At 71.0% G+C, this 14,904-nt stretch carries 14 protein-coding genes; 8 read left to right on the forward strand and 6 right to left on the reverse strand.

The genetic code is table 11. From position 1 onward, the window contains the following. Nucleotides 1-92: 92 nt before the first annotated feature. Nucleotides 93-503, reverse strand: coding sequence for a DUF4307 domain-containing protein (locus ACIBBB_RS34465; protein ID WP_398989115.1), 411 nt, complete (start codon nucleotides 501-503; stop codon nucleotides 93-95). Nucleotides 504-587: 84 nt separating this feature from the next. On the opposite strand from ACIBBB_RS34465, the gene mca reads away from it, so the two are divergent. Both mca and ACIBBB_RS34475 read left to right on the forward strand, forming a co-directional pair. Beyond that, nucleotides 588-1,469 carry a mycothiol conjugate amidase Mca gene (gene mca, locus ACIBBB_RS34470; RefSeq protein WP_398989117.1) on the forward strand — a complete coding sequence of 294 codons (882 nt, stop codon included), beginning with the start codon at nucleotides 588-590 and terminating at the stop codon, nucleotides 1,467-1,469. Then, nucleotides 1,462-1,722 carry a hypothetical protein gene (locus ACIBBB_RS34475; protein WP_398989119.1) on the forward strand — a complete coding sequence of 87 codons (261 nt, stop codon included), beginning with the start codon at nucleotides 1,462-1,464 and terminating at the stop codon, nucleotides 1,720-1,722. Before mca ends, ACIBBB_RS34475 begins: the two co-directional genes overlap by 8 nt. Before the next feature lie 114 nt (nucleotides 1,723-1,836). On the opposite strand, the gene ACIBBB_RS34480 is transcribed toward ACIBBB_RS34475, so the two are convergent. Further along, nucleotides 1,837-5,067, reverse strand: coding sequence for a tetratricopeptide repeat protein (locus tag ACIBBB_RS34480; protein ID WP_398989121.1), 3,231 nt, complete (start codon nucleotides 5,065-5,067; stop codon nucleotides 1,837-1,839). Nucleotides 5,068-5,370: 303 nt separating this feature from the next. Here ACIBBB_RS34480 and ACIBBB_RS34485 point away from each other — a divergent pair, with 303 nt between their 5' ends. Beyond that, nucleotides 5,371-5,775: a helix-turn-helix domain-containing protein gene (locus ACIBBB_RS34485; RefSeq protein ID WP_398989123.1), complete on the forward strand. Its 405-nt coding sequence runs from the start codon at nucleotides 5,371-5,373 to the stop codon at nucleotides 5,773-5,775. Nucleotides 5,776-5,870: 95 nt separating this feature from the next. On the opposite strand, the gene ACIBBB_RS34490 is transcribed toward ACIBBB_RS34485, so the two are convergent. Together ACIBBB_RS34490 and ACIBBB_RS34495 are read right to left on the reverse strand one after the other, a co-directional pair. Then, on the reverse strand, nucleotides 5,871-6,494 hold the full coding sequence (locus ACIBBB_RS34490) for an ATP-dependent Clp protease proteolytic subunit (RefSeq protein WP_398989125.1): 624 nt from the start codon (nucleotides 6,492-6,494) through the stop codon (nucleotides 5,871-5,873). After that, nucleotides 6,491-7,162, reverse strand: coding sequence for a ClpP family protease (locus ACIBBB_RS34495; RefSeq protein WP_398989127.1), 672 nt, complete (start codon nucleotides 7,160-7,162; stop codon nucleotides 6,491-6,493). The genes ACIBBB_RS34490 and ACIBBB_RS34495 overlap by 4 nt, the downstream gene beginning before the upstream one ends. 371 nt (nucleotides 7,163-7,533) lie before the next feature. Between ACIBBB_RS34495 and ACIBBB_RS34500 the strand changes: the two genes are divergently transcribed. Both ACIBBB_RS34500 and ACIBBB_RS34505 read left to right on the forward strand, forming a co-directional pair. Beyond that, the gene (locus ACIBBB_RS34500) at nucleotides 7,534-8,046 is read left to right on the forward strand and encodes a hypothetical protein (protein WP_398989129.1); all 513 of its coding nucleotides are present in this window, start codon (nucleotides 7,534-7,536) and stop codon (nucleotides 8,044-8,046) included. Nucleotides 8,047-8,194: 148 nt separating this feature from the next. Continuing rightward, entirely contained in the window at nucleotides 8,195-10,249 is a 2,055-nt protein-coding gene (locus ACIBBB_RS34505; protein ID WP_398989131.1) for a thioredoxin domain-containing protein, read from the forward strand. A 13-nt stretch (nucleotides 10,250-10,262) separates the two neighbouring features. On the opposite strand, the gene ACIBBB_RS34510 is transcribed toward ACIBBB_RS34505, so the two are convergent. Together ACIBBB_RS34510 and ACIBBB_RS34515 are read right to left on the reverse strand one after the other, a co-directional pair. After that, nucleotides 10,263-10,889: a TetR/AcrR family transcriptional regulator gene (locus ACIBBB_RS34510; RefSeq protein ID WP_398989133.1), complete on the reverse strand. Its 627-nt coding sequence runs from the start codon at nucleotides 10,887-10,889 to the stop codon at nucleotides 10,263-10,265. Between the two features lie 263 nt (nucleotides 10,890-11,152). Continuing rightward, entirely contained in the window at nucleotides 11,153-11,776 is a 624-nt protein-coding gene (locus ACIBBB_RS34515) for a hemolysin III family protein (RefSeq protein WP_398989216.1), read from the reverse strand. Between the two features lie 370 nt (nucleotides 11,777-12,146). On the opposite strand from ACIBBB_RS34515, the gene ACIBBB_RS34520 reads away from it, so the two are divergent. The 3 genes from ACIBBB_RS34520 (at nucleotide 12,147) to ACIBBB_RS34530 (ending at nucleotide 14,904) form a co-directional block, all read left to right on the forward strand. Beyond that, nucleotides 12,147-13,964, forward strand: coding sequence for a phosphoenolpyruvate carboxykinase (GTP) (locus ACIBBB_RS34520; RefSeq protein ID WP_398989218.1), 1,818 nt, complete (start codon nucleotides 12,147-12,149; stop codon nucleotides 13,962-13,964). Between the two features lie 143 nt (nucleotides 13,965-14,107). Continuing rightward, the gene (locus ACIBBB_RS34525) at nucleotides 14,108-14,416 is read left to right on the forward strand and encodes a hypothetical protein (RefSeq protein ID WP_398989135.1); all 309 of its coding nucleotides are present in this window, start codon (nucleotides 14,108-14,110) and stop codon (nucleotides 14,414-14,416) included. Between the two features lie 62 nt (nucleotides 14,417-14,478). Further along, nucleotides 14,479-14,904, forward strand: coding sequence for a VOC family protein (locus ACIBBB_RS34530; protein ID WP_398989137.1), 426 nt, complete (start codon nucleotides 14,479-14,481; stop codon nucleotides 14,902-14,904).

Here is a 14,904-nt window from a genome sequence, read left to right on the forward strand (position 1 = left end):
ATCACATCAACGCAGGTCAGCGACGTGAACCGGGAGGGGCGCCGGGGAGGGTCAGAGCAGAATCGGGCGCCCGCGGACATGGACCACGCTTGTCAGCTGTCGTCGGACGTACACCCGACGAGCTCCGCGCTCGTCGCGCTCGCGGTCGTACGGACGGTGACGACCTGGTCTATCCGCGTCTGGGGACCGTCGACGCGGACGTCCTTGCGGCCCACCTCGGCACCGTCCTCCGCGCGTGAACGGAGCGTGCAGGTGCCGGTCGCGTCCTTGTCCTTGCGGACCTCAAGGTGCACCTCGACCGCGGAGGCGGATACCCGCTTGAATTTGATGAGCTCGCCCGAGACACTCTGGCCTGCCACATAGTCGTAACCGAACCAGCCGACGAGCGCGAGAAGGCCGACGCCGAGCACCGAGCCGACGATCTTGAGCCCCCGGTCCGCACGTTCGTCCGACGAGCGGCCGTAGCGGCCCTCGGGAAGAACCGGTGGGCGCTGCGCCGTCATGAACGTTCCTCTCCGGAATTTTCCGTCCCTGGATTCCGTCACTATAGAAGCCGCCCGTTGCGACATATCACTGAGGACCGAGTCTTGACTGACCAGCTGCGATTGATGGCCGTGCACGCCCACCCCGACGACGAGTCGAGCAAGGGCGCGGCCACCATGGCCAAGTACGTATCCGAGGGGGTGGACGTGCTGGTCGTGACCTGCACCGGAGGCGAGCGCGGCTCCATCCTCAACCCCAAGCTCCAGGGGGACGCCTATATCGAGGAGCACATCCACGAGGTGCGCAAGAAGGAGATGGACGAGGCTCGCGAGATCCTCGGCATCAGACAGCAGTGGCTCGGTTATGTGGACTCGGGCCTGCCCGAGGGCGACCCGCTGCCGCCGCTCCCCGAGGGCTGCTTCGCCCTGGAGGACGTCGACGAGGCGGCCGGCCGGCTCGTGCGGATGATCCGCGAGCAGCGGCCCCAGGTCGTCACGACGTACGACGAGAACGGGGGCTACCCGCACCCCGACCACATCATGACCCACAAGATCTCGATGGTGGCCTTCGAGTCCGCGGCCGACGCCGAGAAGTACCCCGAGGCCGAGTTCGGCCCGGTGTGGCAGCCGCGGAAGCTCTACTTCAACCAGGGCTTCAACCGTCCCCGTACGGTGGCGCTGCACGAGGCACTGCTGGCGCGCGGCCTGGAGTCCCCGTACGCGGAGTGGCTGAAGCGCTGGGACGAGTTCGGGCGCGACGAGCGCACGCTGACCACGCACGTGCCGTGCGCCGACTTCTACGAGATCCGCGACAAGGCCCTCATCGCGCACGCCACGCAGATCGACCCCGACGGCGGCTGGTTCCGCGTCCCGATGGACGTCCAGCGGGACGTCTGGCCGACCGAGGAGTACGAGCTCGTGAAGTCCCTCGTCGACACTTCCCTCCCCGAGAGCGACCTCTTCGCGGGCATCCGCGACAATGCCTGATATGTATGCGACCCAGGCAGTGACGCAGCTCGTCCCGCTCGCGAAGGAGCTGGACGAGAACAAGGTGACGCCCGGCGTCCTCGGCTTCATCGTCTTCGCCGTGATGGCGGGCGCGGTATGGCTCTTGATGAAGTCGATGAACCGCCACATGGGCAAGGTCGACTTCGAGGAGAAGCCGGCCGAGGCCGAGGAGCGGACCGACGGGCCGGCGGACGCGCCGAAGGCCTCGGCGGGCGACCGGCAGACGACCTGAGGCGCGCCCCCGCGGCACGCGCGCCCGCGACTCCCGCCGACCGCCTCTTCGGGCGCACGGTCAGCGGGAGTGTCCGACTTCCCCGACGAGGGCGGCGGTCGGCCGGAGGGGTGTTCAGGCCCCGACAGGCTCCACCGGGACGCCCATCACCTCGCGCGCGTGGCGGCTTGGGACCATGCCCAGCCGCCATGCCTGCCAGCCGTCCTCCAGCGCGACGCCGCGCTCCAGCATCACCGTGAACGTCTCCAGGCAGTCGTCCAGCTTCCCATCGCGCGAGGGGTGCCGCGCGGCCACCAGCTCGGCCAGCTCCTGCTCCGCCACCACGGACCCGACCTCGACGCCGCCGGCCGAGCCGTACGGCAGCAGCGTGCACCGCAGGAAGCGGGCCCAGTCGGCGCCTCGGTGGTCGCCGTACGAGGTGAACAGCGCCGCCGCCTCGTCGCACAGCGCCAGCGCCTGGGCCGCCTTGCTGTTGCCCGCGTCGACGATCGCCAGCTCCAGGCAGGTCCACGCCTCGCCGTGCGCGACGCCGATCCGGCGGAAGTCCGCGCGGGCGTCGACGAGCAGCTGCCGGGCGAAGCCGGAATTGCGGAGATTGCCGGTCTGCGCGGCCCGCTGGTCGCGGGTCACCCGGCCCGAGTGGTGGCGGGCGCACGCCAGCCCGTACACGTCACGCATCCGGGAGAACATCGAGCGCGCGCGCTCCAGTTCGCGTACCGCCTGCGCGGCCTCGCCGCACTCCTCCAGCGCCTGGCCCAGGTAGTACAGCGTCCACGCCTCTCCGCGCGCGTCCTCGTTGTCGCGGTGCCGGGAGAGCGCCTGGCGGAACTGGTCGGCCGCCGACTCCGGTTCGCCGTCCACCAGCCGGGCACGGGCCAGCTGCGTCAGCGCCCAGGCCTCGCCGCGGCCGTCGCGGGTGCGGCCGTACAGATCCATCGCCTGTCCCAACTCCCGCTCGGCGCGCGGGACATCACCCATCCGCAGACAGACCTGCCCGAGCTGGAAGTGCGTCCACGCCTCGCCGTGCAGCGACTCGCCCTCGCGGTGCAGGACGAGCGCCGTCGACAGCAGCGCGATCGCCTCCGCGAGATTCGCCCGGTCACGCTCGACGGCCGCCAGCGCGTGCAGCGTCCAGGCGCGGTCGGCGCCGAGTTCCGCCGGGGACTGGAGTTCGAGCGCCTCGCGCAGCTTCGCCGACGCCTCGGTGAGATTGCCCTGGTGGTGCAGCGTGATACCCAGCGAGCAGAGCGCGCGGGCGGCGCCCGCGTCATGGTGCGCCTCCCGGTAGAGGTCGACCACGGACGTCAGGGTCGTCCGGGCCTTGTCCAGCTCACCGAGCTGCCGGGCCGCGATACCCGTACGCCACTGCACCGAACGGATCAGCAGCCCCTGGTCGACGGCCTGCGCCAACTCGCTGATCTCGCCGAGCCGGTAGAGGTCCCCGCGCAGCAGGCAGTAGTCGCAGAGCGCGCCCAGCAGGCTCAGCACGGCCGCCTGATCGACACCCTCCGCGTGCCGCAGCGCCGCGGTGATGAAGCTCGACTCGTCGTCCAGCCAGCGCAGCGCTGCGTCGAGCGAGGAGAAACCGTGGCCGCCGAACTGGTCCGCGCGGGTCGACGTCTTGCCGTCCACCAGCCGGATCACGGAGTCGGCGAGCTCCGAGTAATTCTGGATGAGGCGCTCCTGCGCGGCACTGCGGTCGGCCGCCTCCTCCTCGTCCAGCAGCCGGGCCAGCGCGAAGCTCCGTACGACGTCGTGAAGCCGGTAGCGGCTGGCGCGCACATGGTCGATCAGACCCGCGCGGGACAGCACGGTCAGCAGCCGTTCCGCCTCCTGCTCGTCCGTGGCGAGCAGTGCTGCCGCGGCGGCGGCGCCGAGCGAGGCGCGCCCGGCCAGCGCGAGACGCCGCAGCAGCCTGCGCGCCTGGTCGCCCTGGTCGGTGTAGCGCAGCCACATCGCGCGCTCGGCCGGGTCGACCGGGCCGTACGCCTCCAGATCCGTGGCCAGTTGCTGCGACGTACGCGAACCGAGCGACGAGCCCGCGATCCGCAGCGCGAGCGGCAGACCGCCGCACAGCTCGCCGACCCTGTCGACGCTCTGCGCGTCGTACGGGCCGCCCTGAGGCTCTTCGCCGACGGCCCGCAGCAGCTCCTCGCAGCCCGCGCCGTCCAGCGCCTTCACCGGCAGCTGGTGCACCCACGCCGGGGTGTCCGGCGCCAGCTCCACCGGCTGACGGCACGTCACCAGCAGCAGACTGTCGGACCGTTCGGGCAGCAGCGTGCGGATCTGCTCCGCGTCCGAGGCGTCGTCCAGCACGATCGTCACCGGCAGCCCGGTCAGATGCTGGTGGTACAGCTCGCTCAGCCGCCGTACCTGCTGCTCGGGCGACGACCGCTCACGGAACAGCAGTTGCTCACGCGGCGCGCCGAGCCGGTTGAGCAGATGCAGCAGCGCGTCCCTGGTCGACAGCGGCGCCTGGCCCGCGCCGCCACCCCGCAGGTCCACCACGCACGCCCCGCGGAACTGGTCCCTCAGCTGGTGCGCCGCCCGCACGGCGAGCGCGGTGCGGCCCGAACCCGGCGCGCCGTACAGCACGACGACGGTCGGCCTGGTCTCGGTCGACGCGCGGGCCGCGTGCACCCAGCGCGCGATCTGGCCGATCTCCTCGCGGCGGCCCGCGAACGGGCCGTCGGGCGCGGGGAGATGGCCGAAGGACTGCTCCAGGACGCTGCGCCGGCGTGCGGCGGCGCTGCGGTCGGAGCCGCGCAACTGCGGTACGACGGTGGGTTTCTTGGTCGTCCGCCGGGTCGCCTGGGTCAGGACCCGCTGCTGGTCCAGGTACGGGCGGATGCCCCGTACCTCCAGCGCCGTCAGCCACTGAAGCCTCAACTGCTCGACGTCACCGGTCTGTTCGGCGGCCCCGGCGCGTCCCGCGCGCCCGCTCCGTCCTGACGCGCGCCCGGTGGAGGCGACCTTGGCGACGGCGGTCGCCGTGCCGGCGACCGCGACGATCGCGCCCGTACCGGCTGCAGTCCCCGCGTCCGTGCCGAGGGCTACGTCCGCGACGACCGCCGCGGCGGCGGCGACGAGCGCCACCAGGGCGGGAGTCGCGAGCGCGCCGCTGCCGAACCGCTCCGACATCGGCCGCCGCGCTGCGGCCGCCTCCTCCAACCCCGCCTCGTACAGCGCGTACTCGTCGGCCGCGGCCTCCGCGATCGAGTCCAGCGCGCCCCGCCCGCGCGCCAGAAGAACCTTGCCGTCGATCCGACCGCCGGAGCGCCGCACCTCCTCCTCGACGGCGCGAACCAACAACCTCTCGGCCTCGGCCCGATGGCTGTCCCGCATATGTCTCCCCCTCCGAGAGCATCCCGGTACTTCGGCGTGCCCCGGGCCAGTGTCCTGCGCGGGGCGTGCGAGCGCGAGGCGGCAAGCCGTGCCCGCGGCGGCCGGTGCCGTCGCTCCGCGCCGGGTGCCTACGCGCGTACCTCCTGCGTATGCGTGCCCGTACGTCTTGCCCGCGCGGCGCCTCTTTACGCCCGCGGCGGAAAGAGCCTGGCCGGTGGTCCGCCACGTGGCCGGGGGGAGGGGGCCCGGCTTAGGCTCGGAACGGCGGGTGTCGCCGCGGGTCCACAGCTGACGGAGGAAACCATGGGTGAGGGCGTCCTGCGTGCCGTTCCCGGTCCCGGCGCGGCCGACAGGCCCGACGAGCCGCTGATGCGCGACCTCGTGGGGGCCGCGCTGCGCCGCGCCCGACTGCGGCAGGGACGGACGCTGCGCGATGTCGCCGACCGGGCGCAGGTCTCGCTGCCGTATCTGTCGGAGATCGAGCGCGGGCGCAAGGAACCGTCGTCCGAGGTACTGGCGGCCGTCTGCCGCGCGCTCGGCCTGCACCTCGTGGACCTGGTGGGCGCACTGCACACCGACCTCGTGTCGACGACGACGGTGACGGTCTCCGTGACGACCGGGGCCCCGGCCACGGCGAACTGGGGCGCACCGCGCCGGGGCTCAGGCCGCCGGGACGGACAGGCGATGGTCGCGCTGCTCGCGGCCTGAGCCTTCCTGAGGAGGGCACGGGCCCGGTCGGACGGTGCGGGGTCTGGACGGTGCGGGGGCCCGGCCCCCCGTGCCGGGCCCGCACCGCGTGCCGGTCAGCGCACTGCCGGGTGCCCCCGTTCGGCCAGCTCACGGGTCGTGATCACGGCGTCCACCAGGCCGTACTCCTTGGCCTGCGCGGCCGTGAAGTACTTGTCCCGGTCCGTGTCCTCCCGCAGCCGCTCCACGCTCTGACCCGTGTGGTGCGACAGGATGTCCTCGATCTCGGCCCTGGTCCGCAGCACCTCCGCCGCCTGGATCTCCAGGTCCGCCGCCTCCCCCTGCCCCTGGGTGGACGGCTGGTGCAGCAGTACCCGCGAGTGCCGGAGCGCCGTCCGCTTGCCGGGCGCGCCCGCCGCGAGGAGTACGGCGGCGCCCGAGCCGGCCTGGCCGAGACAGACGGTCGCGACGTCGGCCCGTACGAACTGCATCGTGTCGTAGATCGCGGTCAGCCCGGTGGCCGAGCCGCCGGGGGAGTTGATGTAGAGGTGGATGTCCATGTCGCTGCTCTCATGGTCGAGATGGAGCATCTGCGCCATGATCACATTCGCCACACCGTCGTCGACCGACGTGCCGAGGAAGACGATCCGCTCGGAGAGCAGCCTGCTGAAGACGTCGTAGGAACGCTCGCCGTTCGGTGTCCGCTCGACCACGACGGGGACGGTGTACTGCCCGCTCATGCCGCCGCCCCCCTGCCCGTGCCGGCGGCGCTTCGCGCGGGCTCGAAGCCGAACCCGCTCGCGGCGTCCTTTCCCAGCTCCGCCACGCTCCGTACGACGCGGTCCACGAAGCCGTACTCCTTCGCCTCCTGCGCCGTGAACCACCGGTCCCTGCGCTGATCGGCCGCGATCGTCTCCAGGCTCTGGCCGCAGTGTTCCGCGATCAGCTTCTGCATGGTCAGCTTCGTGTACGCGAGATTCTCCGCCTGTACGGCGATGTCGGCCGCCGTCCCGCCGATCCCGCCGGACGGCTGGTGCATCATCACCCGCGCGTTCGGCAGGGCGTACCGCTTGCCGGCCGCCCCCGCGCAGAGCAGGAACTGCCCCATGCTCGCCGCGAAGCCCATCGCCAGTGTGGCGACGTCGTTCGGGATGAACCGCATGGTGTCGTAGATGGCCATCCCGGCCATGACGGAACCACCCGGGCTGTTCACGATCAGGACGATGTCGCGCTTGGGATCCTCCTGGGACAGGAGCAGCAGCTGGGCGCAGATCCGGTTCGCGATCCCGTCGTCCACCTGTTCACCGAGCACCACGATCCTGCCGTGCTGCAGACGTCCGGCGATCTGGTCGTCGAACGGCGCCGCGCCGGCCTCCGCCGCCGCGAGCCGTGGAACGGTCGAGAGCATGTCCACCTCCATGGTCCGGCCCCCGACGGCGGGCGCTCACCCACCTCGGCCGGTCCCCTCCACCCTGCGGACGCGGCCCCGGCAAAAGCGAGGGATTCTGCCGTGCGGAGATCTCCTGCGGGCAGATTCGAGAGGCGGTTCCGGGGGCGGTCCGGTGACGGGTCCGAGGCGGGCCGGGCGTACTTGCTGCGCTCCCTTACGCATCGCGCGTAGATGTGCAATCTTGTCTGCGTGACCGGCAGCACCACCCGCACGAAGCTCAACTGACGCCTTGTCAGGGTGAGTTGGAGATCTCGCGCGGGCAGGTTCAGCCGGGGACGCTACGCGCGTAGTTGACCTCCCCGTCCCCCACCGAAGAGGAAACGAACACCGTGAACAAGGTCCTCAGAAGCACCGCGATCGGCGCCGCCGCCCTCGCCCTGGCATTCTTCTCGTCCCCCGCCCTCGCCCAGGCCGCGCCCGCCGACACCAAGGCCCCGGCCGGCGCGCTCGCCAAGCTCAGCCACGCCACCGCCGCCGCCCAGCTCAGCAACGCCGGTATCGGCATCCGGTCCAGCGGCGGCTGCTCGGACCGCAACAACCCGACCTGTACGTCTCTCGACCAGGTCAACTCCGCGACCATCCAGGGCGCGATCACCCTCAAGGGCGCGACCGGCTGCGCCATGACCGTCACCGGCGGCACGGAGACCGGCCACGCGTCGGGCACCTACAGCCACTGGAACGGCTACAAGCTCGACTTCGCCATGTCGAGCTGCCTGACCAACTACATCACCGGCACGTTCACCTCCATCGGCGGCAGCAAGTGGCGGTCGGGCTCGGGGAACATCTACTACAACGAGGTCAACCACTGGGACGTGACCTACTACAACTGCGGCGGCTGCTGACCGGCCCCGCCCTCTGAGCGAAACTCGGGGGGCGCTCCCTCGCACACGGGGGCGAGGGAACGCCCCGCGACGCCGCTCGCGGCTCCGCCCGCTTCCGCCACTCGTGGCGGGTGGGCGGGGCTTCCGTGCGTAGGTAAGGATTGGGGGCATGCCCAACCGACTCGCGCATGCCACGTCCCCGTACCTTCTCCAGCACGCGGACAACCCCGTCGACTGGTGGCCCTGGGAGCCCGGGGCCTTCGAGGAGGCCCGTCGGCGCGATGTGCCCGTCTTTCTGAGCGTGGGCTACAGCGCCTGTCACTGGTGCCACGTGCTCGCCCACGAGAGCTTCGAGAACGAGGCCACGGCGGCGTACATGAACGAGCACTTCGTGAACATCAAGGTGGACCGCGAGGAGCGCCCGGACGTCGACGCCGTCTACATGGAGGCGGTGCAGGCGGCGACCGGGCAGGGCGGATGGCCGATGTCCGTCTTCCTCGACGCGGAGGGTCAGCCCTTCTACTTCGGCACGTACTTCCCGCCGGTGCCCCGGCACGGCATGCCGTCCTTCCGGCAGGTACTCGAAGGCGTCAGCTCCGCCTGGACCGACCGGCGCGAGGAGGTCGGCGAGGTCGCCGACCGGATCGTGGGAGAACTCGCGGGGCGCTCGCTCGCAGGCGCCGGTCAAGGCACCCCCGGCGAGGAGGAGTTGGCCCAGGCGCTGCTCGCGCTGACGCGGGACTACGACGAGAGGCACGGCGGCTTCGGCGGCGCGCCCAAGTTCCCGGCGAGCATGGTGGTGGAGTTCCTGCTCCGTCACCACGCCCGTACGGGGGCCGAGGGCGCGCTCCAGATGGCGGCCGACACCTGCGAGGCGATGGCACGCGGCGGGATCTACGACCAGCTCGGCGGCGGGTTCGCCCGTTACTCGGTGGACCGGGAGTGGGTGGTACCGCACTTCGAGAAGATGCTCTATGACAACGCGCTGCTCTGCCGCACCTACGCCCGGCTGTGGCGTGCCACCGGGTCCGATCTGGCGCGGCGGGTGGCGTTGGAGACCGCCGACTTCATGGTGCGTGAACTGCGCACCGCCGAGGGCGGGTTCGCGTCCGCGCTCGACGCGGACAGTGACGACAGCAGTGGTAAGCATGTCGAGGGCGCGTACTACGTGTGGACTCCCGCGCAGCTCAGGGACGTGCTTGGCGAGGACGACGCGGAGTTCGCGGCGCGGTACTTCGGTGTGACCGAGGCGGGGACCTTCGAGGAGGGGGCCTCGGTGCTCCAACTCCCGCAGGGCGAAGGGGTGGTGGACGCGGCGCGGGTCGAGTCCGTGCGGGGGCGGCTCGTCGGGGCGCGTGACGCCCGGCCCCGGCCGGAGCGGGACGACAAGATCGTGGCCGCCTGGAACGGGCTCGCGATCGCCGCGCTCGCCGAGACCGGGGCGTACTTCGAGCGGCCGGATCTCGTCGAACGCGCCACCGAGGCCGCCGATCTGCTCGTGCGGGTGCACATGGATGAGACGAGGCGTCTGGCCCGTACCTCCAAGGACGGCCGCGTCGGTGCCAACGCCGGAGTGCTGGAGGACTACGGAGATGTCGCCGAGGGCTTCCTGGCGCTGGCCGGGGTGACCGGTGAAGGGGTGTGGCTGGACTTCGCGGGGTTCCTGCTCGACACCGTCCTGGACCAGTTCGTCGGTGAGGGCGGGGCGTTGTACGACACGGCGCACGACGCCGAGCCGCTGATCCGCAGGCCCCAGGACCCGACGGACAACGCCACGCCGTCCGGTTGGACCTCGGCCGCCGGCGCCCTGCTCTCGTGCGCCGCGCACACCGGCTCCGAGGCCCACCGCACGGCCGCCGAGGGAGCTCTGGGGGTCGTCAAGGCACTCGGGCCGCGCGCCCCGCGCTTCATCGGGTGGGGTCTCGCCGTCGCCGAGGCGCTGCTCGACGGGCCGCACGAGGTCGCCGTGGTGGGGCCGCGCGGCGACGCGGCGACCGCCGAGCTGCACCGTACGGCGCTGCTGGGGACGGCGCCGGGAGCCGTCGTCGCGGTGGGTGAGCCTGAGGGGGACCAACAGGCGGACGGCGAGGCGGAGTTCCCGCTGCTCGCGGGGAGGCCGCTGGTGAACGGGCGGGCCGCGGCGTATGTCTGCCGGGGTTTCGTCTGCGCGGCCCCGACGACCGAAGTCGACGTGCTGAAGGAGCAGTTGACCGTACGGGTGTAGCGGTGGGGCGGCCCTACAGCGCGAGCCCGCCCTTGAGCGAGTCGAGCGCGCGGTCGATGAGCACGGCCAGATCGTCCTTCTGGCCGTGCTCGGCCCAGTAGATCGTCACCTCGCGCAGGGCCGCCAGCACCGAGGCGGTGAAGACCAGCACCTCCAGGTCCCTCTCCTCGCGCCCCGTACGGGCCGCGACGGCGCGGCTGAGCATGAGCGAGGTCTCCGCCATCGTCTCCGTCATCCTGGCCCGTACGGCGGGGATCTCCAGCATCAGCTCGCTGCGCTGGGCGAACTCCTCGGGGTCGTCGGCGAGGGTCGTCTCGACGGCGTGCCGCAGGACGGCCCGCACCGACTCCAGCGGCGGCTCGTCGGCCGGGCGGGCGCGGATCTCCGCCTCCATGACCGGGTCGAACTCGTCGGTGAGGACGATGTCTTCCTTCGTCGGGAAGTAGCGGAAGACGGTGGACGGGGAGACCTCGGCCGCCGCCGCGATCTGCTCGACGGTGGTCGCCTCGTAGCCCTGTTCGGCGATGAGCCGGTACGTCGCTTCGCGGATCGCGACACGGGTCTTCAGCTTCTTGCGTTCGCGCAGGCCCAGTCGGGGCTGCTGCTCGTCGTCGGGAGGGGGAGATGCGGAGGCGGCCATGCGGATTAGTGTCGGGCATCCGCCGGTGCGCCCACCACGTCCGTGCCCGCGCCCTCCCCCGTTTCCTGCCCGGTCTCCGGTTCCGCGGGGAGGAGCCGGTTCGGCAGCGGTGCGGCGACGGGCAGCGCGGCCACGCCCTGCCATGACTCCCCCCCCTCGTGAGTGTTTATGTCAAATGACAGTAACTATCAAAAGGGGGTTGGTGTCTATGTGAAGTTGTGGGTCGGCGCGGGGGGCGCCTCGGGGGGTGCTTCGGGGGTGCCTCAGGAGTGCTGGGACGCCACCAGTGAGATGCCGACGTAGTGCACGACGAACGCGGCGAGCGTGAGCGAGTGGAAGACCTCGTGGAAGCCGAACCAGCGCGGGGAGGGGTTCGGGCGCTTGAGTCCGTAGATCACGCCGCCCGCGCTGTAGAGCAGTCCGCCGGTGACGATCAGGACGAGGACGACGATCCCGCCGGTGCGCAGGAAGTCGGGCAGGAAGAAGACGGCCGCCCAGCCCATGGCGATGTAGCAGGGGGTGTAGAGCCAGCGCGGGGCGCCGACCCAGAAGACCCGGAAGGCGATGCCGGCCGCGGCGGCGACCCAGACCGCCCAGAGCAGCGTGCGGCCGGTCGAGGCGGGCAGCAGCAGCATGGTCAGCGGGGTGTAGGTGCCCGCGATGATCAGAAAGATATTGGCGTGATCGAGCCGTCTGAGTATGGCCTCGCCCCGCGGGCCCCAATTACCGCGGTGGTAGACGCCGCTGACGCCGAACAGCAGGCAGGCCGTGGCGGCGAAGATCGCGCAGGCGAACCGTGCCCTGGTGGTGTCGGCCATGGCGATCAGCGCGATTCCCGCGATCAGGACGGCCGGGAACATTCCCATGTGCAGCCAGCCGCGCATCATCGGCTTGACCGGAGTCGGCAGCTGGATCTCGGTCGGTCCCCCTTCGGGTTGTGGGGGGTTCGCGAGCGAGTCGGACGCGGGAGAAGTCATGTGTTCATGCTACCTACGGAACCGTAGGTAGCAGATGGGGATGGCCGCTTACCCACCCCCCGTACCGGTAGGGGTGAATGGAGTGGCGATGCTCACGTGTGCGGCCCTCTGGACAGATGGGCGCGGGAGTCGGATGATCAAATGAGTGCGGTCGGCACCGGATGAGCGGTAACGAAGCGTCCGGGTCGCAGCCCCCACGGGGCATACACCTACAAACCCTCATCAAGGAGCAACCGTGGCGCGCGACGCAGAGCTTTCCAGCGGAGACCCCCTCAATCCCGTGGCTCCCATCGCCCCGACCGGTCACCAGGAGCTGATCTCCTGGGTCGACGAGATCGCGGCTCTGACCCAGCCGGACGAGGTGGTCTGGTGTGACGGATCAGAAGCCGAGTACGAGCGTCTGTGCGAAGAGCTCGTGGCGAAGGGCACGTTCACGAAGCTCGACCCGATCAAGCGCCCCAACTCGTACTACGCGGCGTCCGACCCCACCGACGTGGCGCGCGTCGAGGACCGCACCTTCATCTGCTCGGAGCGCGAGGAGGACGCGGGCCCCACGAACAAGTGGAAGGCCCCGGCGGAGATGCGCGACATCTTCACCGGCGAGCAGGGCGTCTTCCGCGGCTCGATGCGCGGACGGACCATGTACGTCGTCCCGTTCTGCATGGGCCCGGTCGGCTCACCGCTCTCCGCGATCGGCGTCGAGATCACCGACTCCGCCTACGTCGCGGTCTCCATGCGCACCATGACGCGCATGGGGCGGCCGGTCCTCGACGAACTCGGCGACGACGGCTTCTTCGTGAAGGCCGTCCACACCCTCGGCGCCCCGCTCGCCGACGGCCGGGCCGATGTGCCGTGGCCCTGCAACACCACCAAGTACATCTCGCACTTCCCCGAGGACCGCGAGATCTGGTCGTACGGCTCCGGGTACGGCGGCAACGCGCTGCTGGGCAAGAAGTGTTACGCGCTGCGCATCGCCTCCGTCATGGCACGCGACGAGGGCTGGCTCGCCGAGCACATGCTGATCCTCAAGCTCACGCCGCCGCGCGGGGAGTCCAAATACGTCGCCGCCGCCTTCCCTTCGGCCTGCGGTAAGACCAACCTCGCGATGCTGGAGCCCACCATCTCCGGCTGGACCGTCGAGACGATCGGCGACGACATCGCGTGGATGCGGTTCGGGGAGGACGGCAGGCTGTACGCGATCAACCCGGAGGCGGGCTTCTTCGGCGTCGCGCCCGGCACAGGTGAGCACACCAACGCCAATGCCATGAAGACGATGTGGGGCAACTCCGTCTTCACGAACGTCGCGCTCACCGACGACGGCGACGTGTGGTGGGAGGGCATGACCGAGGAGCCGCCCGCGCACCTCACGGACTGGAAGGGCAACGACTGGACCCCGGAGTCCGGGACCCCGGCCGCCCACCCCAACGCCCGCTTCACCGTGCCCGCCGGCCAGTGCCCGATCATCGCGCCCGAATGGGAGGATCCCAGGGGTGTCCCGATCTCGGCGATCCTCTTCGGCGGGCGGCGCGCCTCCGCCGTACCGCTGGTGACGGAGTCGTTCAACTGGCAGCACGGCGTCTTCCTCGGCGCGAACGTCGCCTCCGAGAAGACGGCAGCCGCCGAGGGCAAGGTGGGAGAGCTGCGCCGCGACCCGTTCGCGATGCTGCCGTTCTGCGGCTACAACATGGGCGACTACATGGCCCACTGGATCAAGATCGGCGCCACGGCGACGGCCAGGGGCGACGAGGCCAAGCTCCCGAAGATCTACTACGTCAACTGGTTCCGCAAGAACGAGGCGGGCACGTTCGTCTGGCCCGGCTTCGGTGAGAACGGACGCGTACTGAAGTGGATCGTGGAGCGGCTGGAGGGCAAGGGCGACGGCGTCGAGTCCCCGATCGGCATCCTCCCGGCGAAGGGCGCCCTGGACACCGAGGGCCTCGGCCTCTCGGACGACGACCTGGACTTCCTGCTCACGGTCGACAAGGAGGTCTGGCGCGAGGAGGCATCCCTGGTCCCGGACCACCTGAACACCTTCGGCACACACACCCCGCCGGAGCTGTGGGACGAGTACCACGCCCTGGTGAACCGCCTGTCCTGACCCGTCCCCACGGGACGTACCCCTGACCACTCTCCGAGAACGGCCCCCGGAGCCCATCCCTCACGGCTCCGGGGGTCTCGGTGTGGGCGGCCGGCCGCTACCCTCGCGGTGACCGGCGCGCGCCGGACTGATCGGGGACCACCATGATTCGTGAGCTGTACAACGTCCGACCGCTGACACCGGAGCCGGGCCGCACCCCGCTGACCCCGGACGAGGAACGCCGCACGCGGGCAACACTGTTCACGGAACTCGGCAACGCCATCGCCGACCACAACTGGACCCGCTTCCCGGCCCATACCCCACAGGAACGCCAACGCCTCGTCGACGTCGGCCGCATGCTGAGCGCGCACTGGGGCATCCCGGTCACGGTCGAGGCGGAGGACGAGTGCCGGATGCGGCTGTCGCTGCCGGGCCATGAGCCGCACCGCGCCGTGACTGCGCCGACCCGCTGAATCTGGGGGCCGCCCACGGGTGCGTCGGCCCCCGCGCCCGGTGTCCACGGCACAGTGGGCCCATGAACGCAGACGCCAAGACCCTCCTGACCCACGCCCGCGCGGCCACCAGACTCCCGGCCCAGGACCTGAACCGGGCCCGCCGTTTCTACGCCGAGAAGCTGGGCTTGGACCCGGTGGACGAACGCCCCGGGGGCCTGCTCTACCGCTGCGCGGGCACGGACTTCGTGCTGTTCCAGTCGACCGGGGCATCACCCGGCACCTTCACGCAGATGGCGCTGGAGGTCGACGACATCGAGACGGTCGTGTCCGAACTCAGGCGCCGGGGCGTGTCGTTCGAGGACGTCGACGTACCTGGACTCGTGACGAGGGACGGTATCGCCGAGATCGAAGGCAACTACCCGAGCAAGGGCGCCAGGGGCGAACGCGGCGCGTGGTTTCGCGACAGCGAGGGGAACATGCTGGGCGTCGGGGAACCGGTCTTCTGA

Source organism: Streptomyces sp. NPDC051217, from assembly GCF_044455465.1.
GTDB lineage: Bacteria > Actinomycetota > Actinomycetes > Streptomycetales > Streptomycetaceae > Streptomyces.